The following is a 26,970-nucleotide window of genomic DNA, read 5'->3' on the forward strand; positions in this document are numbered from 1 at the left end:
CGGCCATGACCATCACTCCCACCCGCGAAACTCTCGACGCCACCATCGTTCAGATCATCGGCGGGCACCCTCTGAGCGGCCGTATCCCGGTGCAGGGCAGCAAGAACATCGCTCTGCATCTGTACGCCGCCGCACTTCTGACCGATGCCCCGGTCGTCCTGGCCGCGGTCCCGGACATCATCGACACCGCAGTGTGCGCGCAGATCTTGACCCACACCGGAGCCACCGTCACCACCACCGGCGGCCGGTTCGCTGTGGCGCCGGCCTTGGCGACGGCCATCAACCCTGTCATCCATCCCGAGCTCGGCCACCGGGTACGGACGACCGTCGTCCTGGCCGCCGCGATGCTGGCCCGAACCGGACAGGTCATGTTGCCCTACCCCGGCGGGGACGCGTTCTGCCCCCGCCTGATCGACCGGCACCTCGCGGCGATGCAGGCCGCCGGCGCCGAGGTCACCGCCGACGCCACCGGCATCCGCGCACGGTGCGGACCCCGCGGCCTACAGGCGTTCACGGTGGACGTGAACACCCCCTACGGGCCGAGTCTGGGAGCGACAGTGACCGCCATGCTGCTCGCCGCGCGCGCCCGGGGTAGCAGCCTGATCACGCACCCGTCGATCGAGCCCGAGGTCACCGAGACCGCTCGCTTCCTGGCCGAGCGCGGCGTCGCGATCCACTTCGACGAGCAAGGGCTACACGTCGTCGGCAGCGAATGGATCACCGGCGGCGGGTTCACGGTGGCAGGGGACCGAATCGAGGCGGCAACCATGATCATGGCTGCTGCCTCGACCGGCGGTAACGTGCACCTCGACGGGATCACCCTCGCATCCATCCCCGAGGGCCTCACCGCGGCTCTGGCAACGGCGGGCATCAGTCTCACCGACGACGCGAGCGGCGGCATCCGTTCGATCCTCGACGGCCCCTTGCGGGCCATCACCACGGCGACCGGCCCACATCCGGCGCTGCCCACCGACACCGCACCGCAGCTCGCGGCGATGCTCACTCAGGCCGACGGGTCCTCGCTGATCGCCGAGCGCGTGTATCCCCGCCGAGACACCCACATCAAGGGCCTGCGAGCCTTCGGCGCCGAGATCTCCGCGACTGGCTCGATCATCGGCGTACGCGGGCCCGTACGGCTACGCGCCGCCTCGGCCGCGGCTGAGGACATCCGCGCGGTGACAGCTCTGTTAATCGCCGCTCTCGCTGCTGAGGGCGCCTCTACGATCCGGGGGATGTACCACCTTCGGCGTGGCTACGGTCGTTTGCTGGCCAATCTCGCCACGCTCGGAGCTGACATCACCATCACCTCGGAGGCCCCCTGATGCCCGTACCGTTCAGCGCCGATGACACCGCCCGTCTTCACGAGACTCTCGCCGAGGTAGTCGCCGACGGCGCGACCCCCGGCGGGGTCATCGTCTGCGGCACCGTCGACGGGCAAAAGCAGGTCCTGACCGCAGGCACCGTCGCGCCCGAGCTCGGCGAGCTCGCCCCGACCGAGCACACGACGTACGACGTCGCCTCGCTGACCAAGGTCGTCGCCACATGGCCACTCATCGGCCAGACCCTTCAGGCCGGCCTCGGTGATCTGGACGCACCCGTACGCGACGTGCTGCCCCCGATGACGGGTGAGGCCCCCAGCGCAGAGGCGACCCTCCGTCACCTCCTGGCGCACACCTCCGGGCTGCGTGCCTCCACCCGCCTGGATCACTACCGCGGCGCGTCCGCACCGCTGCACGAACTTCTGTGCCGCGAGCCGTTGGAGGAGGAGACCGGCCGGCACCGCTACATCAACCGCGGGTACATCCTGCTCGGCCTGGCCCTCGCCCATGTCAACGGTGTCCCGCTCGACGAGCTCGCCGGCCGGTTCTGGCAGCGCCTCGGGATGGGGTCCACCGTCTATGGGCCCGTTGCCCGCGGCTCTCACGTCGCACCGACCGAGCAGCGTATTCCCGGTGCCCCGAGGACCTGGGGCTGTGTGCACGACGACAACGCCGCGCTGCTGGGCGGGGTCGCCGGGCATGCAGGGGTCTTTTCCACACCCCACGACGTGGCCGTTTACGCTGCAGGGCTGCTCGACGCCTACGCCCGCGGCGACGTCCTGGGCGAGTGGCTACGGGCGAGCCTGGTCCCACAGGCCCCGATCGAGCCGGGCCTCGACCGCGGTGTGTCGTGGATCCTCGCCGCCGGCGGGCACGTCGCCTATCACCACGGGTTCACCGGTACCAGTCTCTATCTCGCCCCGGACGCCGGCCGGTACCTCGTGATCTGCACCAACGCCGTTTACTACGGGGCCGCCCGCACTCGCATCGCACCGTTGCGGGCCCTCGCGCTCAAGACGATTTCCGCTTCCGCGACATGGCGCTCGGGGGTGTTGGATGAGTGAACTGCTCGCCGATCACACCACGCTGCGTCTCGGCGGCCCCGCTGAGCGGCTGCTCATTCACACCGATCCGGCTGCCTGGCCCGATCTCACGCACGCCGTCTTGCACGAGGCTATAGCGCCGTTTGTTCTCGGCGGCGGCAGTAACACCATCGCCGACGACACCGGGTATCCCGGGCCGGTGATCCGCATGGCGACCCGCGGCATCACCGCCCGTCAGCTCGACGGGGGCGTCGTAGAAGTCACCAGTCAGGCCGGCGAGCCGCTCTCGGCCCTCGTCGCGTTCGCCATCACCGAGGGCCTATCCGGCATCGAGTACCTCGCCGGTATCCCAGGCACGGTCGGCGCCGCTCCGATCCAGAACACCGGCGCCTACGGTCAGCAGATATCCGACACCCTCGCCCGCCTCACCGTCTATGACTGGAGCCGTAGGCAGCTCGCCGTCTTCTACCCGGAAGCATGCGGGTTCGGCTACCGCACCAGCCTTTTCAAGGCCTACCCGGGCCGGTGGACGATCCTTGAGGTCGTCTTACGTCTCACCCGTAGTGCGTACGCCGCCCCGGTCACATACCAGCATCTCGCCCATCACCTCGGCGTGCCCCTGCACGCCCGGGTTCCGCTCGTCGAGGCGGCCCGAGGTGTCATGATCGACCGCTGTCAGCGTGGCCTCTCCCTATCGGAGAGCGGGCCCGATGCCCGCCAAGTGGGGTCGGTGTTCCTTAACCCGCCGATCACCGCGACTCAAGCTGATGAGGTGTGCAAGGCGGGCGGCATGGTCTACCGCGATGACTATCGCGTTCTGCGAACGAGCGCCGGATGGCTGCTCCAACTGGCCGGGCACGATGCCGGCAGTCAGCTTGCACCAGGAGTGTCCTGCTCGACCCGTCGAGCTCTTACCCTCACCGCTCATGACGGGGCGACCTCGGCCGCCTTCAACGCGGTCCTGCAAACGCTGGCTCGTGACGTTTTCACCATGACGGGCATTCGGCTGCACCCTGAGCCCGCGCGGCCCGTCGCGGTGTTGATCGCCGAGAGGGACATGCCGTGAGGGGACGTGTACAGGCTGCTGCGCGGTGAGCATCGTGAAGAACGCCTCGCCGTCCATACGGGCGGCGGGGCATCGCAGTCTCCGCCAAGGCGCGACAAGACGTAAGCAACGAAAAGAGGGAGACTCCCGGCGTCGTGGCGTCGATTTAGGAGTTTCCCATGCTGAATGCCGAAGATGTAAAGGTGCCGGTGGCACCGAAGTGCACGAACTGCGGGCGCATTGACAGACTCCGTCTAGCTGGGCATTCGCCCATCGAGACCAAGCGGGTACCGGTCAAGGCGTACAACGGGACGGCCTACGCCAAGGTGACCATGCCGATGGAAGAGTGGTTCTATCGCTGCGAATGCGGCGGGGTTGTCACCGTGCAGCGTGAAGTCACGATGACATAGGAGACGGACGACGAAGCGCCCCTGCTCCTCCCATGGAGGAGCAGGGGCGCTTCGTCTTCGCTCAGTCCAGGACCATGTCGGTCGAGGCCACGATCGGCTGCCCGCCGTGGGCCTCGGCCGAGTGCTGGTCATCCCACGCGGCGATCGCGGGAGCCTGGATCGTATTCCAATCCCCGAAGGGAATTACGGTTGAAGCGCCACATTCAGCGCATTTGTGGGTCATATATATATTGACTCACAGATCGCTCTAAGAGTTATAAAGTAGCGTTTCTAGTCCGATTTGGCCGGGACGCCTTCGTGTTCGTCACCTGGCGTCGGTCGCCCGGCGCTGATGAGCGTGCCCTGCTCTCGGGTGCGAACTGGAGAGCCGTCTGGTATGAGGCGATCGACGCCGCAAACGCGAAGATCCAGGAAGCCAACCGGAAGTTGCCGAAGGATCAGCGGACCGATTCGGTGCCGAGGTGCGACCCTCACGACTGCTGCCATACGGCGGCGAGCTGGCTCGTGCAGCAAGGTGTGGATCTGTACCGAGTGAAGAATCTGCTTGGTCACGCGTCGTACCAGACGACTCTTCGGTATGCACGCCTGGCGCGCACGGTGAGATCGAGGAGGCGTGGTCGAAGATGAATGCGCACCAGATGCGCACGGGGAATGATCGTGGATCAGTAACCCTGCTTCAACCTGGGACGATTTAAATTCGACGTAATCCCGATGACCCACCACGTCGAATGCGTGGCACACCTGGTCAAAGAGTCGATCTAGGCGCTGACCGGGGGCGGGTGGCGGCTCGTCCTGCCTTGACGCCGGCCGGCGCGCCGGGGTCGCGGCGTGTGAGCCGCTCTCGACCACACCCCGTGCCCGCGATCAGGCCCGCGACCACGCCGATGACCGTGCCCGATCCCCAGCCCACGATCACGCCCACGGTGATGCCCACGGTCAGGCGTATGAGCACGTGTGCGACCACGCGCACGGGTTACGTCTCGTCCGCGGGGTTCAGGTGCTCCTCCAACCGCTCAAGCCGTCGCAGGATGGGCCGCAGTTCCTCGCGGACGGCCGCCGAAAGGGCGCTCGCCGCGTCCGGGGGAGGCGGTGGCGTCGCGGAGGCCTGGGTCTGGGCCCGCAGGTGCACGTAGCCCGCGAGGGCGGCTGAGACCGCGCGGCGGGTCAGCCGCTGCTCGGCGCCCAGCCCCCGGAGGATCTGGCCCGCCGCCCCGTCGGGTTCGGCGATCAGACCGAGGAGCAGGTGCTCGCAACCGATGTAGTTGTGGCCCAGGGCGGTCGCGTCGGTGACGGTCATCTCCAGGGCCGCGGCGGCGGACGCGCTGAAGGTGAGCTCGTCGTCGCCGTCGGCGGGGACCTCGGGGGTTTCGACGCTCAGACGGTCCAGTCGGTGCCGCACCTCCGCGCGCTCGATCTCCAGAACGCCGAGGACCTGGAGGGCCAGGTTGCCCCCCTCGGCCAGCAGGCCGCCCAGCAGGTGCTCGGTGCCGACCTCGGCCGCCCCCAGGGCCCGCGCCTGCTCCACCGACAGCTTGATCACGGTACGGGCCCGCGGGGTGAAGTGCGGGAACCGTGCGGTCAGGTCGTCGAGGTCGAGGTCGGGGGCGCTCAGCGCCGTCTCGCGGATGGCGGTGACCCGCCGTACGGCCTGCTCCAGAGCGCGCTGACAGATGGCCGAGACCGGCACCCCCGCCGTCTTCACCGCCTCTGCCAGCTCGTCGGGCAGGTAGACGTTGATCTTCGGCACTGTGTCTCCCCTTGGGGGTTAGTGAAGGGTTATAACCCATTCATAACCCCTAAGGGGGGCGGGTGTCCAGTGTTCTGCGCGGGCAACCCGCCGGGGTTCCGGAGCCGTCGTGGGCCGTCGCCGCCGGATTCGCGGACGAACCGTGCGAAGCGCGGCGTTCCGCGCCGGGCGTCCCGGTCCGGAGGCCGTCCGGGTGGGCGCGCCCAGGCCGGAAGCCCCTCGGTGACCTCATCCGGGCACGCGGAGAGCTCCGTGGCCGTCCGTGTCTGCTTGCCCGCACCGGGGAGTGAGATCCGCCGGCAGGGGCGGGGACGAGGTCAGTACGTCGAGACCGTGAGGAACCGGGCGACCTTCGGGGTGGGGGCGGCGCCCCTGATGGAGAGCCAGGCCAGCTTGTTGCGGCTGGTGAAGGCGATGAGCCTGCGGGCGTTGACCGGAGTGAGGTCGTGGGAACTGCTCAGGACGGGCGTGAGGGCGATCCTGCTCCAGGCGACGGGTTCGCCGAGGGACTCCGCGATCTGAGGGTGCGCGGCGCGGACGGCCGAGGCGACGGGGCGCAGGCTCCCTCGGGTGAGCCCGGGTCCCGGGGCGGGGCCGACGGTGGCCAGGAGGTTCACGGCGGTGATCTCGGCGCCGGCCTCGCGGGTGGATCGGAGCATGGTCTGGTCGCTCGGGGCCAGGCCCGCTCCCGTGACCGGGAGGGTGAAGCTCACGATGAGGGAACGGCCCCCGGCCTCGGCCTCGCGCTGCAGGGCCGCGATCGCCCTGGCGCGGCGCAGGACGGTCTCGGCGTCGGCGGGGTCCTGGACCTCGAAGTCGATGTAGGTGGCGTCGAAGGTGTCGATCGCCTGCCGGTAGGCGGCGACGAGGCGGTCGAGGTCGGTGCAGGCGGCGGCCAGCTCGCGCCCGACGGGACCGCCGAAGGCGAGACCGGCGTCGCCGCCGGCCGCGCGCAGGCGGCTCAGGCGGTCGGCGACGAGGCCGCCGTCCCGCTCCTTCCCGCCGCCCCACGTGGGGACGCATTCCCTGCGCCCGGTGGTGAGGTGACCGAGGGTGAACCAGTGCACGCGGTCCTTGCCGGTGGCCTCGGGCAGATTGAAGAGCGGGTCGCGGACCGTGTCGACGAACGTCACGAAGCCCGACGGCCGGCCGGTGGAGGAGACGACGCTCCGTGCGGGCGACGGTCCGGCGGTGGATCGGGTGGCCAGCCCGGAAGCCGTCACCCCGGCCCGTGCGTCCAGGCCGGGCACGGCCCGGTCGTCGCCGGCCTCGGCGGGCAGGAGCCAGATCGCGACGCCGGTCGTCAGGGCGAGCGCCGCCGAGGCGAGCGCGACAAGGGAGCGGGGCGGAGTGCCCGGCTCCCGGGCCTGGCGGGCGGCGGGGCGATCTGTCGCCACCGGCATGTGATCCACCTTCTTGACGGCATGCTGATCGCTGTCGGTGCTCGATCGACTACTGGTTGCGGTGAAAGCACGAACGCTAGCAAGCCTTCTCGCCACGGCGTGGGCTTTCTGCGGATGCCGTCCGGAGTGCCCGGATAATGGTGACTATGAAGTTGAGGATCTTCACTGAACCACAGCAGGGCGCCACCTACGACGAGCTGCTGACGGTCGCACAGACCACGGAGCGGCTGGGGTTCGACGCCTTTTTCCGTTCTGACCACTACATGCGATTCGGCTCCGGCGACCCCGGTACCGGCCCCACCGACGCCTGGATGACCCTGGCGGGCCTGGCCAGGGAGACCTCCAGGATCAGGCTTGGCACCCTGGTCAGCGCGGCCACCTTCCGGTTGCCCGGCCCGCTGGCGATCAGTGTGGCCCAGGTGGACCAGATGAGCGGGGGCCGGGTCGAGCTCGGCCTCGGCACCGGCTGGTTCGACACCGAGCACAACGCCTACGGGATCCCGTTCCCGCCGCTCGGAGAGCGGTTCGGCCGGTTCGAGGAGCAACTCGAGATCATCACCGGCCTCTGGACCACTCCCGTGGGCGAGAGGTTCTCGTTCGAGGGCGCCCACTACCGGCTGGCCGACTCGCCCGCGCTGCCCAAGCCCGCGCAGAGCCCCAAGCCGCCGATCATCATCGGTGGGTCCGGTCCCAGCCGGACCCCGCGTCTGGCCGCGCGGTTCGCCGATGAGTACAACCTGCCGTTCCACGGCCTGGAGGACACCGCGGTCGGCTTCGACCGGGTCCGGCGGGCGTGCGAGGAGGAGGGGCGTGAGCCGATCCTGTTCTCCACCGCCCAGACCGTCTGCGTCGGCCGCGACGACGCGGAACTCGCGCGTCGCGCGGAGGCCATCGGGCAGGGGCTCGACGGGTTGCGCGCGCGCGGGCTGGCGGGGACCCCCGCCGAGGTGGTCGAGAAGATCGGCGAGTTCGCGAAGCTGGGCGCCGAGCGAATCTACCTGCAGGTGATGGACATGTCTGATCTGGACCACCTGGAGCTCATCGCCGCCGAGGTCCTGCCCCACGTGTAGACCGTGCGGAGGTGGATCCGCCTCTCGGCCTCGGGGGAAGAAGAGCCGGGGAGCGGATCCGCCGTCGGCGGGACGTGGCGGTCCGGACGGGGATCCCGCCGTTCACGCATGAGCCGGGCTCGTTTAAACGATGGCCTGACTTGTCGGACTTAAGGCACACTGAGCCGGGTGTTGCTAACGATCTCCACGACCGTACGGCCCGCGACCGACCTCGGATTCCTGCTGCACAAGCATCCTGACCGGGTCCAGGAGTTCGGGCAGTCGTACGGCACGGCCCGCGTCTTCTACCCGGAGGCGGACGAGGAACGCTGCACGGCGGCGTTGATGCTCGACGTCGACCCGGTCCGGCTGGTGCGCTCCCGCGGCCGGTCCACGCCCGACTACTCCATGGGCCAGTACGTCAACGACCGGCCCTACGCCGCGTCGTCACTGCTGGCCGTGGCGCTGGGGGACGTGTTCCGCACGGCACGCACCGGACGCTGCGACAGCCGTCCGGAGCTGGCAGCCGGGCCGATCCCGCTGGAGGTCGCGCTGCCTGTGCTGCCCTGCCGGGGCGGTCCCAGGCTGGCTCGCCGGTTGTTCGAACCGCTGGGCTGGGAGGTCGAGGCGCGGGCCGTACCGCTGGACGAGGGGTTCCCCGAGTGGGGCGACTCCCGCTACGTGGGGCTGGCGCTGCGGGGTGAGGTGCGCCTGGCCGACGCGCTCAACCAGCTCTATGTGCTGCTCCCGGTGCTCGACGACTCCAAGCACTACTGGATCGCCTCCGACGAGGTGGACAAGCTGATCCGGGCAGGTGAGTCCTGGCTGGCCGCCCACCCGGAGAGGGGCCTGATCACCCGTCGCTACCTCGGCCGCCGCGGGACGCTGACCCGTACGGCCTTCGCCCGGCTGGCCGAGCTCGGCGACGACGTGGAGGAGGACCTCGAACCTCCCGTCGAGGAGGAGCCCGCCGCCGAGACCTTCCCCGTCCCGCGGGGCGAGGAGCCCCCGGCCGCGGACGGCGAGACGGTGCCGGACGGTGAGACGGTGCCGGACGGCGAGACGGTGCCGGGCGGTGATGCCGGGCCGGACGGCGAGGTGACGCGGGGTGGTGAGGCGGAAGCCGGAGGAGCGGTGCGGAAGCGGCCCCTGAACACCCTGCGGCGTGAGGCCGTGGTCGGCGTGCTGGAGGAGCTGGGCGCGCACACGGTGATCGACCTGGGCTGTGGGTCGGGCCAGTTGGTGGGGGCGCTGCTGGGCAGGCCGCGCTTCACCAAGGTGGCCGGGACGGACGTGTCGGCGCAGGCGCTGGCGATCGCGGCCAGGCGACTGAAGCTCGACCGGATGCCGGACAGGCAGGTGGAGCGGCTGAAGCTGTTCCAGGGCGCGCTGACCTACACCGACGACCGGTTCGCCGGATACGACGCCGCCGTGCTCATGGAGGTCGTCGAGCACGTCGACCCGTCCAGGCTGAGCGCGCTGGAGCGGGTGGTCTTCGGCGCGGCCCGGCCGAAGCATGTGATCGTCACGACGCCCAACGTCGAGCACAACGTGCGCTACGAGTTCCTGGAGGGCATGCGCCACTCCGATCACCGCTTCGAGTGGACCCGGGCCGAGTTCCGGGCATGGGCCGCGACGGTCTGCGGCGAGTACGGCTACCGCGTCGCCTTCCTGCCGGTCGGCGACGACGACCCCGAGGTGGGCCCGCCCACCCAGATGGCCGTGTTCGGCATCGCGGGCGCCGGGGGTGCCGGGGAGTCCGAGAAGGCCGGGGGCGCCGGGGAGGCCGTACGCGCTGAGAACGAGGTGGGCGCCGGAAGCGCCGTGAGCACGGGAAACATCGCAAACGCTGGAAACGCCGCGGTCGTGGGAGGTGGAGATGACTGAGATCAATGTGCCGGAGATGTCGCTGGTCGTGCTCGTGGGGGTGTCCGGGAGCGGGAAGTCGACCTTCGCCCGCAAGCACTTCACCCCCACGCAGGTGGTCTCCTCTGACTTCTGCCGCGGGCTGGTGTCCGACGACGAGAACGACCAGACCGCCACCTCCGACGCCTTCGACGTGCTCCACTACATCGTCGGCACCAGGCTCAAGCGGGGGCTGCTCACGGTCGTCGACGCCACCAACGTCCAGTGGGAGGCGCGCAAGAGCCTGATCGACCTGGCCAAACAGCACAACGTGCTGGTCGACGCGATCGTCGTGGACGTGCCCGAGGAGGTGGCGATCGCGCGCAACGAGGTCAGGCCCGACCGGAACTTCGGCCCCCAGGTGATCCGGCGGCAGCGCAAGGACCTGCGGCGGTCCATGGCCAAGATCTCCCGGGACGGGTTCCGCCGGGTCCACGTGCTGCGCGGGACCGAGGAGATCGAGGCCGCCGTCGTCGTCACGGAGAAGTCGTGGACCGACAGGCGTGAGCTGACCGGGCCGTTCGACATCATCGGCGACGTGCACGGCTGCCGCTCCGAGCTGGAGACGCTGCTGCGCACCCTGGGATGGCGGATCGCCCCCGGCGGTACGGGCGCCACCCACCCGGAGGGCAGGACGGCGGTGTTCGTCGGCGACCTCGTGGACCGGGGACCGGACTCTCCGGGCGTGCTCCGGCTGGTCATGGGCATGGTCGCGGCCGGAACCGCACTGTGCGTGTCGGGCAACCACGAGCAGAAGCTGGCCCGCGCCCTCAACGGCCGCAAGGTCAAGGTCGCCCACGGCCTGCAGGAGTCGCTGGACCAGCTCGCCGCCGAGCCGGAGGAGTTCCGGCGGGCCGCGCTGGCCTTCATGGACGGTCTGATCAGCCACTACCGTCTCGACGGCGGCAGGCTCGTCGTCGCGCACGCGGGCCTGAAGGAGGCCTACCACGGCCGTGCCTCGGGCCGGGTGCGCTCCTTCGCGCTGTACGGCGACACCACCGGCGAGACCGACGAGTACGGCCTGCCGGTGCGCTACCCCTGGGCGAGGGAGTACCGGGGACGGGCCATGGTCGTCTACGGCCACACCCCTGTCCCCGAGACCGAGTGGATCAACAACACGATCTGCCTGGACACCGGGGTGGTCTTCGGAGGGAAGCTGACCGCGCTGCGTTACCCGGACAAGGAGATCGTCTCGGTGCCCGCGGAAAAGGTCTGGTACGAGTCGGCCAAGCCGTTCGCGGCCCCCGGCCACCGTGACCCGGGCATGCTCTCCATCGAGGACGTGCGGGGGACCAGGCACATCGAGGTACGCCACGGCGGCGGGCACATCAAGATCCGGGAGGAGAACTCGGCCGCCGCGCTTGAGATCATGAGCCGGTTCGCCGTCGATCCGCGCTGGCTGGTCTACCTGCCGCCGACGATGGCGCCGCCGGAGACCTCCAGGCTCGACGGCTACCTGGAGCACCCGGCCGAGGCGTTCGCCGAGTTCGCGGCGGCCGGAGTGGCCCGGGTCGTGTGCGAGGAGAAGCACATGGGCTCGCGGGCGGTGGCCGTACTGGCCAGGAGCCCGGAGGCGGCGGCCGCGCGGTTCGGGATCACGGACGGGAGCGCGGGGACGGTCTACACCAGGACCGGCAGGTCGTTCTTCGCCGACACCGCCGAACTCGTGGAGCGGCTCAGGCGGGCGTGCACGCCGCTCATGGACGAGCTGGGATCGGACTGGATCGCCCTCGACTGCGAGCTGCTGCCCTGGTCGGCCAAGGCCGAGGGGCTGATCCGCGACCAGTACGCGTCGGTGGGCGCCGCCGCCCGTACGGCGCTGCCGGAGGCGATCACCGTGCTGGAAGCGGCGGCTGGGCGCGGGTTGGATGTGAGCTCTTTGCTGGACCGCACCCGCCGCCGCTCCACCAACGCTGCCCTCTTTAGAGACGCATATGCCCGTTACTGCTGGCCTGTCTCAGGTTTGGACGGTCTGCGTCTGGCACCGTTCCAGATCCTCGCCTGCGAGGGCCGGGCGACCGCGGTGCTGGAGCCGCACTCCTGGCACCTGGAGATGCTGTCCCGGCTCGACGATCCGCTGATCGCGCCCACCCGGCACCGGTTCGTGGATCTGAGCTCGGAGGAGTCCAGGGACGCGGCGACCGCCTGGTGGTCGGAACTGACCGCCGAGGGCGGGGAGGGCATGGTGGTCAAGCCGCTGGGGCCGCCGGACGGCCCGGTGGCGGACCCGGCGGCGGGCGGAGCCGGCGCGGCCACGGAGGTGACCGGGGGCGCGGGCACGCCAGGAGGACGGAGCCGGGTGCAACCGGGGATCAAGGTGCGCGGGCGGGAGTATCTGCGGATCATCTACGGCCCCGACTACACCGAGAGCCTGGAGGTCCTGCGCCACCGGTTCCTGGGCCGCAAACGCTCGCTCGCCCTGCGCGAGCACGCGCTCGGGCTGGAGGCGCTGTCCCGGCTGGCCGAGGGGGAACCGCTGTGGAGGGTCCATGAGGCGGTCTTCGCGGTTCTGGCCCTGGAATCCGAACCGGTGGATCCTCGTCTTTGATTTTTGGACAAAGGCAGGTGAAGCAGGAAGACATATTCCTGATCGCGACGACGGCATTCCTCTCCCCGGTCTTTAGGCTTTTAAGAGCCGACCACCGGGGAGGAACGCCGTGAAATTCGATCGCGCTGCCCTGCGGGAAGTCGTTTCCATCAGCGACCGGACCGGGGTGCTGTCGTTCTATCTGAATGCGGACCCACGTGAGGAGACGTCCTCACGGCCCGCCTGGCGAATTCGTTTCCGCAACGCGCTGTCGGAGCTGCGGGGGCGGGTCATGGCCGGCGAGGACCGGACACGGAGGACGGCTGTCCTCAAACGCCTGGAGGGGTTGGAGCGGTCTTTCCGGCGGCTCCTCGACCCCACCGAATCCGGGCTGGGGCGGGTGATGTTCGCCCCGGTCGGCGACGGCGAGGTGCGGGTCTTCTCCTTCCAGTTGCCGGTCGTCGACCAGGTCGTGCTGGAGCCGACGGCCTACGTGCGCCCACTGGTCAACACGGTGGAGGCCGCACCGCCCGCCGGGATCGTGGTCGTGTGCAGGGACGGGCTGCGCGTGATCGACTACCGGTACGGCATGGTCGAGGACATCGGAAGGTCGTCCTACGGGGTCGGCGTCGAGGACTGGCGGGACATGCGCGGTCCCGCGCCCTCGGAGTTCTCCCAGCAGGGAGTGTCGCACAGGGAGAGGTTCGCCAGCAGGGTCGAGGACAACCTCGCCAGGCTGCTGCGCGCGGACGCGCCGCAGCTCGGCGCCCATGCCGCGGGGAGGGGTTGGACCACTCTCGTGCTGGTCGGCGACGTCCAGCTGACCGGCGTCCTGGCGGGAGAGCTGAGCGGCGACGTCATCCAGATCGACGCGGTGGTCGACCCGCTGTCCTCGGTGAAGATCGTCGAGTACGTGGGCCCGCAGCTGAAGGCCGCCAGGACCCGGTACGGCGCCGGCCTCGCGAACCGGGCCAAGGACGCCGCGCTGGCGGGCGGGCGCGGGGTCCTGGGACTGAGGGACACGCTCCACGCGCTGAACGAGAGCCGGGTGGCGAACCTGCTGCTGGACGAGTCCCGCGAGTGGAGCGGCAGCCGTACGGACTACGGGATGCTCCACCTGCCCGGCGAGATCCCGCCGGGAGAGTCGGAGAAGACACTCGTCCCCGAGTCCGCGATGGGTGAGCGCATGATCGAGCGCGCTCTGGACATCGACGCGGAGGTCACCGTCCTGGATCGCGAGGCCTCGAGAATTCTCGCCGATTACGACGGGGTCGCCGCGATTATGCGCTGGTAGACGACGGCCGTTGGGTGATCACCCGCATTGATCGGGGTATTGACGTCTCATACTTCCTTTCGGGGGAAAGGACTGTCATGGCCAGCACTGCCCCATCGGGTACTTCCAACGAGAACCTCGGTCACGTCGTCTTCATCACCGCCGCGGCGGCGATCGGCGGATTCCTTTTCGGCTATGACAGTGCCGTCATCAACGGAGCCGTCACCGGGATTCAGAAGAACTTCGGCGTCGGCCCGGTCCAGATCGGGTTCGTGGTCGCGATCGCGCTGCTGGGTTCGGCGGTCGGCGCGTGGATCGCCGGGGGAGTGGCCGACCGCTGGGGGCGCACGAGAACCATGCAGGTGGCCGCGATCCTGTTCGCGGTCAGTTCCGTCGGCCAGGCGCTGCCGTTCGCGCTCTGGGATCTGGCCCTCTGGCGAGTGCTCGCCGGCGTGGGAATCGGCATGGCCTCGGTGATCGGGCCCGCCTACATCGCCGAGGTCTCGCCACCCGCCTACCGGGGGCGGCTGGGATCCTTCCAGCAGCTCGCCATCGTGCTGGGCATCGCGGTCTCCCAGCTGGTCAACTACGCGATCGCGGAGACGGCCGGGGGTGACGTCAACAACGAGCTGGCCGGCCTGCAGGCCTGGCAGTGGATGCTCGGCGCCTGCCTGGTTCCGGCCCTGCTCTACCTGCTCTTCTCGACGGTCATTCCCGAGTCGCCGCGGTTCCTCGTCGCGGCGGGGAAACCGCTCCAGGCGCGCAGGGTGCTCGCCGAGGTGGAGGGCGAGGGCGTCGACCTGGACGAACGGCTGGCGGAGATCCAGGAATCGCTGCGCAGCGAGCGACGGCCCCGGCTCCGCGACCTGCGGGGCCCGAGGCTCGGGCTGCTGCCGATCGTCTGGATCGGCATCCTGCTCTCGGTCTTCCAGCAGCTCGTCGGCATCAACGTCATCTTCTACTACTCGGCGTCGCTGTGGCAGTCGATCGGCATCGACCAGAGCAGCTCGCTGCTGATCAGCTTCTCCACCTCGATCATCAACATCGTCGGCACGTTCATCGCCATCGCACTGGTCGACAGGATCGGCCGCAGGCCCCTGCTGCTGATCGGCTCCGCGGGCATGGCGATCTCGCTGGCCACGGCCGCGTGGGCGTTCAGCTCGGGCGTCCCGTCCGGCGACACCGTCAGGCTGCCGGAGGCGCAGGGCTACGTCGCCCTGTTCGCCGCGCACGCCTTCGTGCTGTTCTTCGCGTTGTCGTGGGGGGTCGTCGTCTGGGTGCTGCTCGGTGAGATGTTCCCCAACCGGATCAGGGCCGCCGCGCTCTCGGTGGCCGCCTCCGCCCAGTGGCTGGCCAACTGGCTCATCACGGTCTCGTTCCCGTCGCTGGCGGCGTGGAGCCTGGCCGGCGCCTATGTGGGCTACGCCTTCTTCGCCGTGCTGTCCTTCGTCTTCGTGCTGTTCAAGGTGAGGGAGACCAAGGGCCGGAAGCTGGAGGAGATGGGGTAGCTTCACCCCGTGTCATCGGGAGGTGTGGATGTCCGGGTCTGAGCGGGTGCCTTCGGGCGAGCGGGTGCCTTCGGGCGAGGGTGGGCCTTCGTCGGCCACACCTGCGGCGCGGCCGACGAAGGCCGACCTCGCCGCGGCCGGAGACCGGATGATCGAGGATGTGCTCGGGCCGGCGCTGGAGGTGTTGTTCTGCGGCATCAACCCCGGCCTCTACTCGGCGGCGACCGGCCACCACTTCGCCCGGCCCGGCAACCGCTTCTGGCCCGCGCTGTACCGCTCCGGCTTCACTCCCCGGCTGCTGGCCCCCGGGGAGCAGGGAGGGCTTCCCTCCATGGGGCTGGGCATCACCAATGTCGTGACGCGTCCCAGTGCCGTGGCGTCGGACCTGACCCGGGCCGAGCTGGTCGAGGGCGGCGAGCGGCTGACCGCGCTGGTGGCCGAGATCCGGCCGAAGGTGCTCGCCGTCCTGGGGGTCTCCGCCTACCGTACGGCCTTCGCCCGGCCGAAAGCCGTGATCGGCCCTCAGGAGGAGACGGTCGCCGGGGTCAGGGTGTGGGTGCTGCCCAATCCCAGCGGTCTCAACGCGCACTGGCCGCTGGACCGGATCGCGGGGGAGATGCGGCGGCTCCGGGAGTCCTTGGACTGAGGTTCCCCCTGGAGGCGAAGGGGGAGGGTCCCGCGCCGCTCACACGGCCCCTCGGGGCCCGCGTGAGGTGGCGCGGGTGTCAGCGTCTCATGACCCGCCCGAGGTCCGGAGCCGCTCAGAAGGGGCCCGGACGGCCGATCCTGCGGGACCCGGCCCCGGAGTGCCGCCGCCTGCGGTGAATCCCGCCCAGCACGGCCATCACCAGCCAGGCGAGGAGGACGAACTTCAGCACCCCGAACCCGATGGTCGCCACCCCCACGACCAGCAGGAGGATCAGGACGGGAACGAACGGCGGCCCACCCCGGCGGGCCGGGTGGCGATGACGCCAGGCCGCGGAATGAGGGGCGCCCCACCGCGGGTAGTGCCCGTGATGATCGTGCCGGTGAGGTCCGTGCCGGTGAGGTCCGGGGCCCCATCCCGCACCGTGCCGCCAGGCCCGGCCGGGTCCCCCGCGCCCGCGGAAGTCCTCGGCGTCCTCGGGGTCCTCGGGGTGAGAGCCGTACAGGTCGGGAAGATCGGCACCCACGAGGGCCAGCTCGCGGCCGGTGCGCGAGGACAGGGCCAGTTCGAGGCGTTCGTCGAGCTCCTCGTGGGTCAGGCGGCCCTGCGCGTAGTGCTCGCGCAGGGCCGTCATCACCGCTTCGCGTTCGGCGTCTCCGATGCGGAGATCGTCTCGGGCGGTCATCGTCTGCTCACTCCTCGCCGGGGTCGCCGTCGGCCAGAATCTGGTAGAGCTTGCGGCGCGTCTCGATCATGGTCTGCCGGGCCTGCTGGATCTGCGCGTCGCTGCCGGTCTGCAGGATCTGGAACATGGCGAACCCTGACTGGCGGGCGAGGTCCATCAGCTCCCAGGTGCTGCCGTCGACGTCGGGCGTCATCTCCTCCCAGGGAGCGCGCACCTCGTCGGAGTGCTCGGCCACATATGCCCGGCCGGCGTCGGTGAGGCGGAAGGTCTTGCGGCCGTCGTTCTCCTCCGACAGGACCAGGCCCTCGTCGGTGAGCTGCTGCAGCGCCGGGTAGACCGCCCCCGGGCTGGGCTTCCAGCCGCCCTGGCTGCGCTGCTCGATCTCCTGGATGATCTGGTACCCGTTGTGTGAGTCCTCGGTGAGCAGCGCGAGGATCGCGGCGCGGACGTCGCCCCGCTTCGCCTTGCGCCCCCGGCCGAACGGGGGTCCTCCGCCGAACGGGCCGCCGCCGAACGGGCCTCCGCGCCCTCGGCCGCCCCGGCCGAAGTCCCAGGGGAAGCCGCCGGGGAAGGGGCCGCGGTGACCGCGGTGCCGATGCTCGTGCGGGCCTCCCTCATGGGGTCCCCCCTGGTGAGGTCCGCGCTGTTCCCCGTGGTGGGGCCCTCCGTGATGTGGCTCTCCGTGGTGCCAGCCGGCGGCCATGTTCCGCCAGGCCTCCCTGGCCGCGCGCTTCATCTCGCGCCGGACCTCGTGCGGGACGCCGATCCACTGGCCGCCCATCGCGTCTGCTGAATTCATGTCGTCTCCTTGTATCGCGATCGTCTTTGGATCGCTCTCGATGCTTCAAAGATATATCGAGAACATTCTATCTAGCAAGACTGTATGGGGACATAAGGAGTTTTGGCTGGTCAGATGCCTTGCCTGAGAGCGGGAGGGCATGCTTCTTTTGTCCGGTCCGTGCCGCCGGACCGGGGTCAGGCCCGCTCGCCGTACGCCGCGGGCGAGTGATCGCAGGAGCGGCAGCCGGTGGCCGGGCGCTCCGGAACGCCGGCCATGGACCGCCCGGCCACGGACCGCCCGGCCACGCCGCTCGACGGGGTCCCGGCGTCGCCGTCGTGGAGGCGACGTCACGGTTGACCACGGGGGCGGCGGGCATATCGCCCTCATCGACGGGGGGAGAACGCGCATGTCACAGAGAGTGGCACGACCACGTGACGGTCACCCGGAAGCGGCGCCCGCGCCCGTGGATCGGCCGCTCCCCAGGCGGCGAGACCCCCAAGGGCCGGGGCACGGCCACGGGGTCGTCGCCCCGCCCGGGCCCGGCGGTCTCCTTCCGGTGAGGAGGCGCCGTCCATGAGCTTGATGGCGGGAATCTTCGCGGGCGCAGGGGAGCCCCATCCAGACGAAGGAGGCCCCATCCAGACGGAGGGGAGCCTCATCCAGACGGAGGGAGGCCTCGTCCGGGCGGGGGGCCGAGGAAGTCGACCTCGGTGCCGAGGCCGCGACGCTCCGCCTCGCGATAGGCGAGCCAGGCCAGGGCGAGGTCCTGCCACGGAAGCCCCACGGGGGCGTAGACGGTGCGCCGGCCGGGGTCGGTGCGGCCGGGATGCTCACCGCGCAGGATCTCGCCCAGGGTGGCGTGAGCGGCCTCCGGCGGCAGCCCGGCCGAGGCGAGCACGCCCATGGCGGCGGCGAGCGGCCGGTCGTCGACGGCGAGCAGGGCGGCCTCCAGCACGTCGGCGGCGAGTTCCCGCTTGCCGGGCTCGTCGACGCCCAGGCTGGTGAGGTGCTGCCCGGGCCGGGTGTCGGCGAGTCGGAGCAGCGGGGCGCGTGACCACGTGGCGAGCAGGACGATGTCGGCGCGGGCGGCGACCTCGGCGGCCGAGCCGACGCTGTGGCCGCCGTGGCGGGCGGCGAAGGAGGCCGCGCGGGCCGGGTCGAGGTCGTACGCGACCAGCCCGTCCACCCGGCGGAGCCGTCCCAGACCGAGGACCGTCAGTTCGGCCTGGGCTCCCGCGCCGATGACGCCGAGGACGGTCTCCCTCCCGGGATCGGCGGTGGCCAGGACGTGGGTGCCGAGCGCCGCCGCCAGGCCGGTACGCCAGGCCGTGATCGTCGCCGAGTCGAGCAGCGCGAGCAACTCGCCGTCCTGTCCGCTGTGCAGGCAGATGACCCCGCGCAGGGCGGGCCGGGCCCCGGGGAACTTGGCGTTGACCTTCACCGTGTAGGCGTCGATCCCGGGCAGCAATCCCGGGATCAGCGCGGTGGCGGTGCCCGGGAACGGCAGGTCGGTGCGGATGCGCTGCCCGGGGACGGCCGTGGCGTCGCTCCGGGTGAAGCCGTCGCGCAGAGTCTCGACGCAGGCGTCCGGGTCGAGCAGGGAGATCAGGTCTCGGTGGGTGAGGATCCGGGTCACGCCGACGATGGTGCCAGCCCGGTGCGGATCGGCCGGATCCGGGTATCGCCGTCGGCGGCCCGGCTGTACGCCCGGCCGTGGGCGTCGAAGCCGGCGGCGCACGCCTCGTAGTCCGTCGGCTCACCGAACGCTCCGGTTGGACCGTTCCGCATTCGCGGTCCCACCTTCGGGGACGTGCGGCTCGGAGACCCGGCGGGGGATTTCCGGGGCTTCGGCGCACCGGCGGATCCTGTCCGTCGAGCCGTCCCCGAAGTCCGTTACCAGGCGTGATTTTGATGTTACCCAGAGAAGAAGTGAGGCAGATCACCTAAAACTTGGCGGATTTTGGAACAAGCATTGAGACCTGCACGTTACAAATGACATAGACGGGATTCGTTCCGTGCCGGAAGGGCTGGGGGGTGCTTTCGGTGCGGAACGGTCCCGTCTGTTGTTTCAGGACCTTGACGCCGATCCGCCGGAGATCCTCCGGCGGATCGCGTGTCTTCTCAGGCGAAGGCCGCGTCGGCCGCGATCTCGGCCGGCGGCGGGGATCGCACTCCCTCTGAACGGCGCCATCCGTCTTCGACGAGCGGCGGCCGTCGCCGGATCCGCCTGTCCTCCGGCCATCCCGGCCGTCACCGGATCCGCCTGTCCTCCAGACATCCCGGCTGTCGCCGGGCCCGCCTGTCCTCCAGCCATCCCGGCCGTCACCGGACCTGTCTGTCCTCCGGTCACCTCGGCCACCTCGGTCACCCCGTTCTCCCCGTGCTCTCCGGCGACCCTGGCCCTTCCGGTCTCTCCGTTCACGGAGGTGTTCGTGACCGCCCGGCGACCGCCACCGCCGTCAGGGGCCCGACCAGGCGAGACTCGCACGGGCGGGCGCGTCGGCCGGGGCGGGCCTCTCCGCCTCGGATGACCTTGGAATCAAGGAAGGGCAAAGAGCGCCACCGTGGCGGGTTGATCTCGCTTGCGCGACACATCGATACTGCAAAATGGCACGGTCCTCCGCCCGGAGGAGGCTTTGCCGTAGAGTCGCCCGGGGTGATCTTGATGGTGGTGTTTGAGCGATGATGGGGCATACGCACGCGCTGACGGGAGCGATCGCCTGGTTGGGCTTGGCACCCGCACTGGCGGCCCTGCCGCTGCTCACCGAGTCCTCCAGGTTCATGGAGACCGGCGTCATGGTGAACGCGCTCACCCCGGCCGAGTTCGTCGCGGGGACGATCATCTGCGCCGGGGCCGCGATGCTGCCCGACCTCGACCATCCCAGCGCGACGATCGCGCAGACCTTCGGGCCGATCACCTGGGGGTTGAGCAAGGCCGTGTCGTGGCTGAGCGGCGGTCACCGTAACGCCACACACTCGCTGGCGTTCGCGATCGCCATGGGATTCGGCACCCACTACCTCGCCAACAGTTTCACGATCGGCCGCGACATCATGGTCGTGCTGCTGATCGGCCTGTCGCTGCGGTCGATCGGGATCGGCATCCCGGGCAAGAAGTTCGCCTCGGCCGTCCTCAACATCGGCATGACCGCAGGGCTGTTCGTGGTGTTCCGCAGTGAGAACGTGGGTTATGCCTGGCTGGGGCTGGCGGTCGCGGTCGGGTGTCTCATCCACGTCTTGGGAGACTGCTGCACGGAGAAGGGCTGTCCGGTGCTGTGGCCGCTGCAGCAGAACTGGCTGCTGCCATGGAAGATCGGCATCAAGACGGGCAAGAAGTTCGAGCAGAAATTCCTCGCCCCGGTGCTCTCGGTCGCCGTTCTCGGACTGCTGTACTTCCGCCTCGCCCCCCTGTGAGCATACTGGCGGGTAACTTGATGTCGAGATATCTGTAGGGATATCTTGATATCGAGACATCCGCTGCAACCCGTGGGCGACCGACAAGTTAGGCGTACCTAACAGACTCGGGCACTCCGATGGTGCGGCAGGATTCAACTGCGCCTTCAGTACGGCGCACCAGACACCAGGGTGATGAGGGAGGCGAACCGTGTCCGCGAACAGTTTTGGCAGCCGTGACACGCTCCGCGTCGGTGACGCGGGATACGAGATCTACCGGCTGGACGCCGTTGAGGGGTCGGGACGCCTTCCGTACAGTCTGAAGATCCTTCTTGAGAATCTGCTCCGGACCGAGGACGGCGCGAACATCACCGCCGACCACATCCGGGCCCTCGGTCAGTGGGACCCGGCGGCCACCCCGAGCGTGGAGATCCAGTTCACGCCGGCCCGCGTGATCATGCAGGACTTCACCGGCGTTCCCTGCGTCGTGGACCTGGCGACCATGCGCGAGGCCGTCCGCGACCTCGGCGGCGACCCCGCCAAGATCAACCCGCTCGCGCCGGCCGAGATGGTCATCGACCACTCGGTCATCGTCGACTTCTTCGGCGGGGCCGACTCCTTCCAGCGCAACGTCGACCGGGAGTACGAGCGCAACCGCGAGCGCTACCAGTTCCTGCGCTGGGGTCAGACGGCCTTCGACGAGTTCAAGGTCGTCCCGCCGGGCACCGGCATCGTGCACCAGGTGAACATCGAGCACCTGGCTCGCGTCGTCATGACGCGGAGCGTCGGCAAGAACGGCGAGGAGGTGCTGACCGCCTACCCCGACACCTGCGTCGGCACCGACTCCCACACCACCATGGAGAACGGCATCGGCGTTCTCGGCTGGGGCGTCGGCGGCATCGAGGCCGAGGCCGCGATGCTCGGTCAGCCGATCTCCATGCTGATCCCGCGCGTGGTCGGCTTCAAGCTGACCGGCAGGCTCCCCGCGGGGGCCACCGCCACCGACCTGGTGCTCACGATCACCGAGATGATGCGCGAGCACGGCGTCGTCGGCAAGTTCGTGGAGTTCTACGGCGACGGCGTGTCCAGCGTCCCGCTGGCCAACCGGGCCACGATCGGCAACATGAGCCCCGAGTTCGGCTCGACCTGCGCGATCTTCCCGATCGACGGCCAGACGATCGACTACCTCACGCTGACCGGCCGGTCCGCGGAGCAGGTCGCCCTGGTCGAGGCCTACGCCAAGGCCCAGGGGCTGTGGCTGGACCCGGCGGGCGAGGAGCCGGTCTTCTCCGAGTACATCGAGCTCGACCTGAGCACGGTCGTCCCCTCGATCGCCGGCCCCAAGCGCCCGCAGGACCGCATCGCGCTGTCGGACGCCAAGAGCGCCTGGCGCGCGGCCGTCAAGGACTACGCCCCGGTCGTCCCGGGCCCGGTGGACGAGGCCTCCGAGGAGTCCTTCCCGGCCTCCGACTCCCCGTCGATCTCGCACGGCGGCAACGGCGACGAGCCGCACGCCCCCGGCCTCAACGGCGACCGCCCGCGCAAGCCGGTCCAGGTCACCCTGGCCGACGGCACCAGCTTCGAGATCGACCACGGCGTGGTGACCATCGCGGCCATCACCAGCTGCACGAACACCTCCAACCCGTTCGTCATGATGGGCGCCGCGCTCCTCGCCAGGAACGCGGTGGACAAGGGCCTGACCCGCAAGCCGTGGGTCAAGACCTCCCTCGCCCCCGGCTCGCAGGTCGTCACCGGCTACTTCGAGCGCTCGGGCCTCCAGCCGTACCTCGACAAGCTCGGCTTCAACCTGGTCGGCTACGGCTGCACCACCTGCATCGGCAACTCGGGCCCGCTGCAGGAGGAGATCATCTCCGCCATCCAGGCGAACGACCTCGCGGTCACCGCCGTGCTGTCCGGCAACCGCAACTTCGAGGGCCGGATCAACCCCGAGGTCAAGATGAACTACCTGGCCTCGCCGCCGCTGGTCGTCGCCTACGCCCTCGCGGGCACCATGGACCTCGACCTGAACACCGAGCCGCTGGGCGTGGGCTCGGACGGCGAACCGGTGTTCCTCGCCGACATCTGGCCGTCGCAGGAGGAGATCGCGGAGGTCGTCGCCTCCTCGATCGACCGGGAGATGTTCCTGCACGACTACGCCGACGTGTTCGAGGGTGACGAGACCTGGCGCTCGCTGCCGATCCCGACCGGCAACCTCTTCGAGTGGGACCCGACCTCGACCTACGTTCGCAAGCCCCCCTACTTCGAGGGCATGCCCGCCTCCCCGGAGCCGGTGACCGACATCTCCGGCGCCCGGGTGCTGGCCAAGCTGGGCGACTCGGTCACCACCGACCACATCTCCCCGGCGGGTTCCATCAAGTCGGGCACCCCGGCCGCGGAGTACCTGCGCGAGAACGGCGTCGCGGTCAAGGACTTCAACTCCTACGGCTCCCGCCGCGGCAACCACGAAGTGATGATCCGCGGCACCTTCGCCAACATCCGGCTGAAGAACCTGCTGCTCGACGGCGTCGAGGGCGGGTACACCCGTGACTTCACCCTCGACGGCGGCCCGCAGTCGTTCATCTACGACGCCTCCGCCCACTACCAGGCCGCGGGCATCCCGCTCGTCGTCCTGGCGGGCAAGGAGTACGGTTCCGGCTCCTCGCGTGACTGGGCGGCCAAGGGCACCGCGCTGCTCGGCGTCCGTGCCGTCATCGCCGAGTCCTACGAGCGCATCCACCGCTCCAACCTGATCGGCATGGGCGTGCTGCCGCTGCAGTTCCCCGAGGGGGAGACGGCACAGTCGCTGGGCCTGACCGGCGAGGAGACCTTCGACGTCATCGGGGTCGAGGAGCTCAACCGGGGCGGCGTCCCGCAGACCGTGACGGTCAGGGCGGGCGACAAGGAATTCCAGGCCGTCGTGCGCATCGACACCCCCGGAGAGGCGGACTACTACCGCCACGGGGGCATCATGCAGTATGTCCTGCGCTCCCTGCTCGCCAAGAGCTGAGGCAGGGGGGCGGGGCCGCACGTAAGCCCCGCCCGCAACCGGGGAGACACCCCATACGAAACCGCCCGAAGGGACACCCTCCCTCCGGGCGGTTTCGCGTTTCCGCCGGTGTCCCCGCCACGTGGGCGGCCCTGCGGGCAGAGGAGATTGTCCACTCGCCCGATAGAGATGATCGGGTTCTATGGTCCTCGTCATGAACGACGAGGTTTTTACCCTGCTTTTGGTTGGTTTATCAGTTTTTGTCGGAGCCATCGTGCAAGGGGCGGTCGGCTTCGGCATGGGACTGGTGGCCGCGCCGATCATCACGATGGTGAACCCCTCGGTCATGCCCGGGGCGATCCAGGTCGTGAACGTCACGCTGCCCCTGTTCACGCTGGCGGCCGAGTGGCGCAGGGTGGACTGGCGCGGGCTGGGTTTCGCGGTCCTCGGCAGGCTGCCGGGCAGCGTCCTCGGCGGCCTGGTCGTCGTCTACGTCTCCACCCAGGCCCTGGGCGTCTTCGTCGGCACGATGGTGCTTGTCGCGGTCGGCCTCACCGCCTGGGCGGTGACCGTGCCGCGCAACGGATGGACCATCACGGGAGCGGGTTTCGTCTCGGGGATCACCGGCACGGCGACCGGGGTCGGCGGCCCGCCGATAGCGCTGGTCTACCAGAACGCCAAAGGGCCGCAGATCAGGGCCACGCTCGCGATGTTCTTCCTCCTCAGCGCGGCCCAGTCGCTGGGCATCCTCGCGCTCCTCGGCAAGCTCCCCGCGCAGGCGCTGACCTCCGGGGCACTGCTGATCCCGTTTCTCGTCGTGGGCTTCCTGGCGTCCAGGCCGTTGCGGCGCTTTCTGGACGGCGGGCGGGTCAGGGGCGCGATCCTCGCGCTGGCCGGAGTGTCCGCCCTGCTGCTGATCGCTACGACTCTCCTTGAGGGGTGACCCCTGGCAGATCCGCTCACCGGCGGTGACGGCGCGGGCGAGCCGGAACGGTTGTCACTGGACGATCAGCCAGGCTCCGAGGCCGATCATGGCGGCTCCGGATAGGCGGCTGACGAGGCGCGCCGCGGCGGGCCGGCGGTGCAGGACGGTGCGGGTGAGGGCGCCCAGGCAGAGGTAGAAGAGGGCGCAGGTGGCCATGAAGGTCAGGCCGAGGACGCCGATCTGCCCGGCGACGGGCCAGGCGCCGTGCGGGTCGGTGAACTGCGGGAGCAGGGCGAGGAAGAGCAGCAGACCTTTGGGATTGAGGCCGCTGACGCCGATGCCCCGCAGGAAGGTGTTCCAGTCGGTGCCGGCCGGCCCGCCGGCCGGAGCGTCGGGTGTGGCGGGGTGGGCGAAGGTCATCGCGCCGTGCCACACCAGGTAGAGGCCGCCGACGAGGGTGAGGCCGGTCAGGGCGGCCGGGGATCCGGCGACCAGGGCCCCGACCCCGGCCGCGACGACGAGGGTGATCGCGGCGTAGCCGACGATCAGCCCGCTCACCGCCGGGTACACCGACCGGCCCCGCAGTCCGGCACCGATGGTGAAGGCCCAGTCCGCGCCCGGGACGACGATGAGCAGGAACGCGACCGCCCAGAAAGCGAGCACGGAGCTGGCGGCCATGAGCGGATTCCTCCCGGTCGAGCAGCGAATATGGGAAGAATACGTTCAATGCGCCCAAAGGTGTTTCCAACTTTTCCCCGATGGGGCCGTACATGTGGAAGTATTTTCTACGTGGATGCGATCGACCGGAAGATTCTTGCTGTGCTTCAGGAAGACGGCCGTCTGACGATCACGGAGCTCGCCGCACGGGTGGGGCTGAGTGTCTCGCCGTGCCACCGCCGGCTGCGGGAGCTGGAGCGCGGCGGGACGATCCGCGGCTACCGGGCGATCGTCGACGCGAGCGCCCTCGGCCTGACGTTCCAGGCGCTCGTCTTCGTCACCATGCGCCAGGAGGACCGCGACACCCTGCTGGGCTTCGAGGAGGCCGTCGCGCGGGTGCCCGAGGTGGTGCAGGCGCAACGGCTGTTCGGCGACCCCGACTACCTGCTGCGCATCGTCACCGCCGACCTGACCGCCTACCAGGAGCTGGAAGACGACGTCCTGTCCGCGCTCCCCGGCGTGCAACGCCTGAACTCCACCCTCGTCATGAAACACGTCGTGAACGACCGGCCCCTGCCCACCTGACCTCGGACCAGGACGCCTGGTCCCGCCCGGACCCCGGGCACCGATCCTCACCCAAGCGCTGCCCGGTCCCATCCTTCCGGCATGTGAAACGGTGGCGAGAGGTGACGGCGCCCGAGCCTTTCCCGCGGCCGGGTGGCTTCCGGCGGGTCCGGCCTGTACGGCGCCGCTGACGTCGGGCCGGACTAGCCGGAGAGGTGTTCGAGGAGGGCGAACCGCTGGGCGAACGCGGACATCTCCTCGCGTTGCCGGTCCGGTTCGGTGGCGGTGGCGCCCACGACGATGCGGGTCACGCCTTGCGCGGCGAATGCCTCGACCTGGTCGACGGTCATGTCGATCGACCCCGATCGCGTGTACTCCAGCGTTTCCGGGCTGCGGCCGGCTTCGACGGCGGCCGATCGGGCGAGGTCCAGCTGGACGGCGCGCTCGTCGGGATCGAGCGCGCCACCGGGGAAGTAGCCGTCGCCGCGTCGCCCGGCACGGCGTGCGGCCGCCCGGCTCGATCCGCCGATGTGGATCGGCAGGTGGGTGACCCCGTAGGGCTTCGGGAACTGGCACAGGTTGTCGAAGGCGAAGAACTCCCCGGCGAAGCCGACACCGTCTTCGCCGCCGCCCCAGAGCAGCCGCATCACGTCGATCGCCTCGTCGGCGCGACGGCCGCGGGTGCCGAAGTCGACCCCCATCGCCTGAGCCTCGCCGGGCAGGGCGCCGAGCCCCACGGTCAGCAGCCTCATCCGCCCCTTGGACAGCACGTCGACGGTCGCCAGGCGCTTGGCGAGGACCACCGGATGGTGGTACGGCAGCAGCAGCACACCCGTTCCGAGCAGGATCCGTCGCGTGGCCGCGGCGACGAAGCTCAGGCAATCGAGCGGATCGAAGTACGGCAGCGACGGGGGGAGTTCAAAGCGCCCGGCCGTCGCACCGGGATACAGCACGATGTGCTCGGGCAGGTACAGCGACTCGAAGCCGCAGTCCTCGGCGTGCTGGGCGTAGGCCATGAGTTTGTCAGGGTCGATGCCGTAGTAGGGCGTGCTGTAGCTGACTGCGAACTTCATCGTCGTTTCTCCGGTCGGTCAGCCGATGCGATGG

The 26,970-nt window shown here is 69.9% G+C and carries 23 protein-coding genes; 15 read left to right on the plus strand and 8 right to left on the minus strand.

What is annotated here, in order from left to right:
- Nucleotides 1-5: 5 nt before the first annotated feature.
- From J2853_RS01855 to J2853_RS47745, 5 genes are all read left to right on the plus strand, one after another.
- The gene (locus tag J2853_RS01855) at nt 6-1,322 is read left to right on the plus strand and encodes a UDP-N-acetylglucosamine 1-carboxyvinyltransferase (protein WP_307554261.1); all 1,317 of its coding nucleotides are present in this window, start codon (nt 6-8) and stop codon (nt 1,320-1,322) included.
- Entirely contained in the window at nt 1,322-2,383 is a 1,062-nt protein-coding gene (locus J2853_RS01860; RefSeq protein ID WP_307554263.1) for a serine hydrolase domain-containing protein, read from the plus strand. Before J2853_RS01855 ends, J2853_RS01860 begins: the two co-directional genes overlap by 1 nt.
- Nucleotides 2,376-3,428 (plus strand): UDP-N-acetylmuramate dehydrogenase, encoded by a 1,053-nt coding sequence (locus J2853_RS01865; RefSeq protein WP_307554265.1) that lies wholly within the window; start codon nt 2,376-2,378, stop codon nt 3,426-3,428. Before J2853_RS01860 ends, J2853_RS01865 begins: the two co-directional genes overlap by 8 nt.
- 158 nt (nt 3,429-3,586) lie before the next feature.
- Nucleotides 3,587-3,817 carry a hypothetical protein gene (locus J2853_RS01870; RefSeq protein WP_307554267.1) on the plus strand — a complete coding sequence of 77 codons (231 nt, stop codon included), beginning with the start codon at nt 3,587-3,589 and terminating at the stop codon, nt 3,815-3,817.
- A 297-nt stretch (nt 3,818-4,114) separates the two neighbouring features.
- The gene (locus J2853_RS47745; RefSeq protein WP_370879173.1) at nt 4,115-4,444 is read left to right on the plus strand and encodes a tyrosine-type recombinase/integrase; all 330 of its coding nucleotides are present in this window, start codon (nt 4,115-4,117) and stop codon (nt 4,442-4,444) included.
- 346 nt (nt 4,445-4,790) lie between these two features.
- Here J2853_RS47745 and J2853_RS01875 read toward each other — a convergent pair whose 3' ends face one another.
- Together J2853_RS01875 and J2853_RS01880 are read right to left on the minus strand one after the other, a co-directional pair.
- On the minus strand, nt 4,791-5,564 hold the full coding sequence (locus J2853_RS01875; RefSeq protein WP_307554268.1) for a Clp protease N-terminal domain-containing protein: 774 nt from the start codon (nt 5,562-5,564) through the stop codon (nt 4,791-4,793).
- 317 nt (nt 5,565-5,881) lie between these two features.
- Entirely contained in the window at nt 5,882-6,967 is a 1,086-nt protein-coding gene (locus J2853_RS01880) for a glycoside hydrolase family 18 protein (RefSeq protein WP_307554271.1), read from the minus strand.
- A 146-nt stretch (nt 6,968-7,113) separates the two neighbouring features.
- Between J2853_RS01880 and J2853_RS01885 the strand changes: the two genes are divergently transcribed.
- The 6 genes from J2853_RS01885 (at nt 7,114) to mug (ending at nt 15,875) form a co-directional block, all read left to right on the plus strand.
- Nucleotides 7,114-8,037 (plus strand): LLM class F420-dependent oxidoreductase, encoded by a 924-nt coding sequence (locus J2853_RS01885; protein WP_307554273.1) that lies wholly within the window; start codon nt 7,114-7,116, stop codon nt 8,035-8,037.
- Nucleotides 8,038-8,205: 168 nt separating this feature from the next.
- Complete coding sequence (locus J2853_RS01890) at nt 8,206-9,903, plus strand: 3' terminal RNA ribose 2'-O-methyltransferase Hen1 (protein ID WP_307554275.1); 1,698 nt, start codon at nt 8,206-8,208, stop codon at nt 9,901-9,903.
- The gene (locus J2853_RS01895; protein ID WP_307554277.1) at nt 9,896-12,469 is read left to right on the plus strand and encodes a polynucleotide kinase-phosphatase; all 2,574 of its coding nucleotides are present in this window, start codon (nt 9,896-9,898) and stop codon (nt 12,467-12,469) included. The genes J2853_RS01890 and J2853_RS01895 overlap by 8 nt, the downstream gene beginning before the upstream one ends.
- Before the next feature lie 109 nt (nt 12,470-12,578).
- Nucleotides 12,579-13,742: a VLRF1 family aeRF1-type release factor gene (locus J2853_RS01900; protein WP_307554278.1), complete on the plus strand. Its 1,164-nt coding sequence runs from the start codon at nt 12,579-12,581 to the stop codon at nt 13,740-13,742.
- A gap of 77 nt (nt 13,743-13,819) precedes the next feature.
- Entirely contained in the window at nt 13,820-15,229 is a 1,410-nt protein-coding gene (locus tag J2853_RS01905) for a sugar porter family MFS transporter (protein WP_307554280.1), read from the plus strand.
- Nucleotides 15,230-15,377: 148 nt separating this feature from the next.
- Entirely contained in the window at nt 15,378-15,875 is a 498-nt protein-coding gene (gene mug, locus J2853_RS01910; protein ID WP_307568569.1) for a G/U mismatch-specific DNA glycosylase, read from the plus strand.
- A gap of 115 nt (nt 15,876-15,990) precedes the next feature.
- Here mug and J2853_RS01915 read toward each other — a convergent pair whose 3' ends face one another.
- The 4 genes from J2853_RS01915 to J2853_RS01930 form a co-directional block, all read right to left on the minus strand.
- Entirely contained in the window at nt 15,991-16,560 is a 570-nt protein-coding gene (locus tag J2853_RS01915; RefSeq protein ID WP_307554282.1) for a DUF1707 SHOCT-like domain-containing protein, read from the minus strand.
- Nucleotides 16,561-16,567: 7 nt separating this feature from the next.
- On the minus strand, nt 16,568-17,359 hold the full coding sequence (locus J2853_RS01920; RefSeq protein ID WP_307554284.1) for a PadR family transcriptional regulator: 792 nt from the start codon (nt 17,357-17,359) through the stop codon (nt 16,568-16,570).
- A gap of 637 nt (nt 17,360-17,996) precedes the next feature.
- The gene (locus J2853_RS01925) at nt 17,997-18,977 is read right to left on the minus strand and encodes an ornithine cyclodeaminase family protein (RefSeq protein WP_307554286.1); all 981 of its coding nucleotides are present in this window, start codon (nt 18,975-18,977) and stop codon (nt 17,997-17,999) included.
- Nucleotides 18,974-19,129: a hypothetical protein gene (locus tag J2853_RS01930; protein WP_307554288.1), complete on the minus strand. Its 156-nt coding sequence runs from the start codon at nt 19,127-19,129 to the stop codon at nt 18,974-18,976. Before J2853_RS01930 ends, J2853_RS01925 begins: the two co-directional genes overlap by 4 nt.
- Nucleotides 19,130-20,023: 894 nt before the next feature.
- Between J2853_RS01930 and J2853_RS01935 the strand changes: the two genes are divergently transcribed.
- The 3 genes from J2853_RS01935 to J2853_RS01945 all read left to right on the plus strand — a co-directional run bounded on the left by J2853_RS01935 (nt 20,024) and on the right by J2853_RS01945 (nt 24,660).
- Complete coding sequence (locus J2853_RS01935; protein ID WP_307554290.1) at nt 20,024-20,752, plus strand: metal-dependent hydrolase; 729 nt, start codon at nt 20,024-20,026, stop codon at nt 20,750-20,752.
- Nucleotides 20,753-20,942: 190 nt separating this feature from the next.
- Entirely contained in the window at nt 20,943-23,738 is a 2,796-nt protein-coding gene (locus tag J2853_RS01940) for an aconitate hydratase (RefSeq protein ID WP_307554292.1), read from the plus strand.
- Between the two features lie 193 nt (nt 23,739-23,931).
- Nucleotides 23,932-24,660, plus strand: coding sequence for a sulfite exporter TauE/SafE family protein (locus tag J2853_RS01945; RefSeq protein ID WP_307554294.1), 729 nt, complete (start codon nt 23,932-23,934; stop codon nt 24,658-24,660).
- Between the two features lie 54 nt (nt 24,661-24,714).
- Here J2853_RS01945 and J2853_RS01950 read toward each other — a convergent pair whose 3' ends face one another.
- A complete protein-coding gene (locus tag J2853_RS01950; RefSeq protein WP_307554296.1) occupies nt 24,715-25,320 on the minus strand; it encodes a LysE family translocator in 606 nt (201 codons plus the stop codon).
- Nucleotides 25,321-25,431: 111 nt separating this feature from the next.
- Here J2853_RS01950 and J2853_RS01955 point away from each other — a divergent pair, with 111 nt between their 5' ends.
- Nucleotides 25,432-25,884 carry an Lrp/AsnC family transcriptional regulator gene (locus J2853_RS01955; RefSeq protein WP_307554298.1) on the plus strand — a complete coding sequence of 151 codons (453 nt, stop codon included), beginning with the start codon at nt 25,432-25,434 and terminating at the stop codon, nt 25,882-25,884.
- A 182-nt stretch (nt 25,885-26,066) separates the two neighbouring features.
- On the opposite strand, the gene J2853_RS01960 is transcribed toward J2853_RS01955, so the two are convergent.
- Nucleotides 26,067-26,936: a TIGR03619 family F420-dependent LLM class oxidoreductase gene (locus J2853_RS01960; RefSeq protein WP_307554300.1), complete on the minus strand. Its 870-nt coding sequence runs from the start codon at nt 26,934-26,936 to the stop codon at nt 26,067-26,069.
- Nucleotides 26,937-26,970: the final 34 nt, after the last annotated feature.

Origin of the sequence: Streptosporangium lutulentum (genome assembly GCF_030811455.1) — a bacterium.
GTDB classification, from domain to species: domain Bacteria; phylum Actinomycetota; class Actinomycetes; order Streptosporangiales; family Streptosporangiaceae; genus Streptosporangium; species Streptosporangium lutulentum.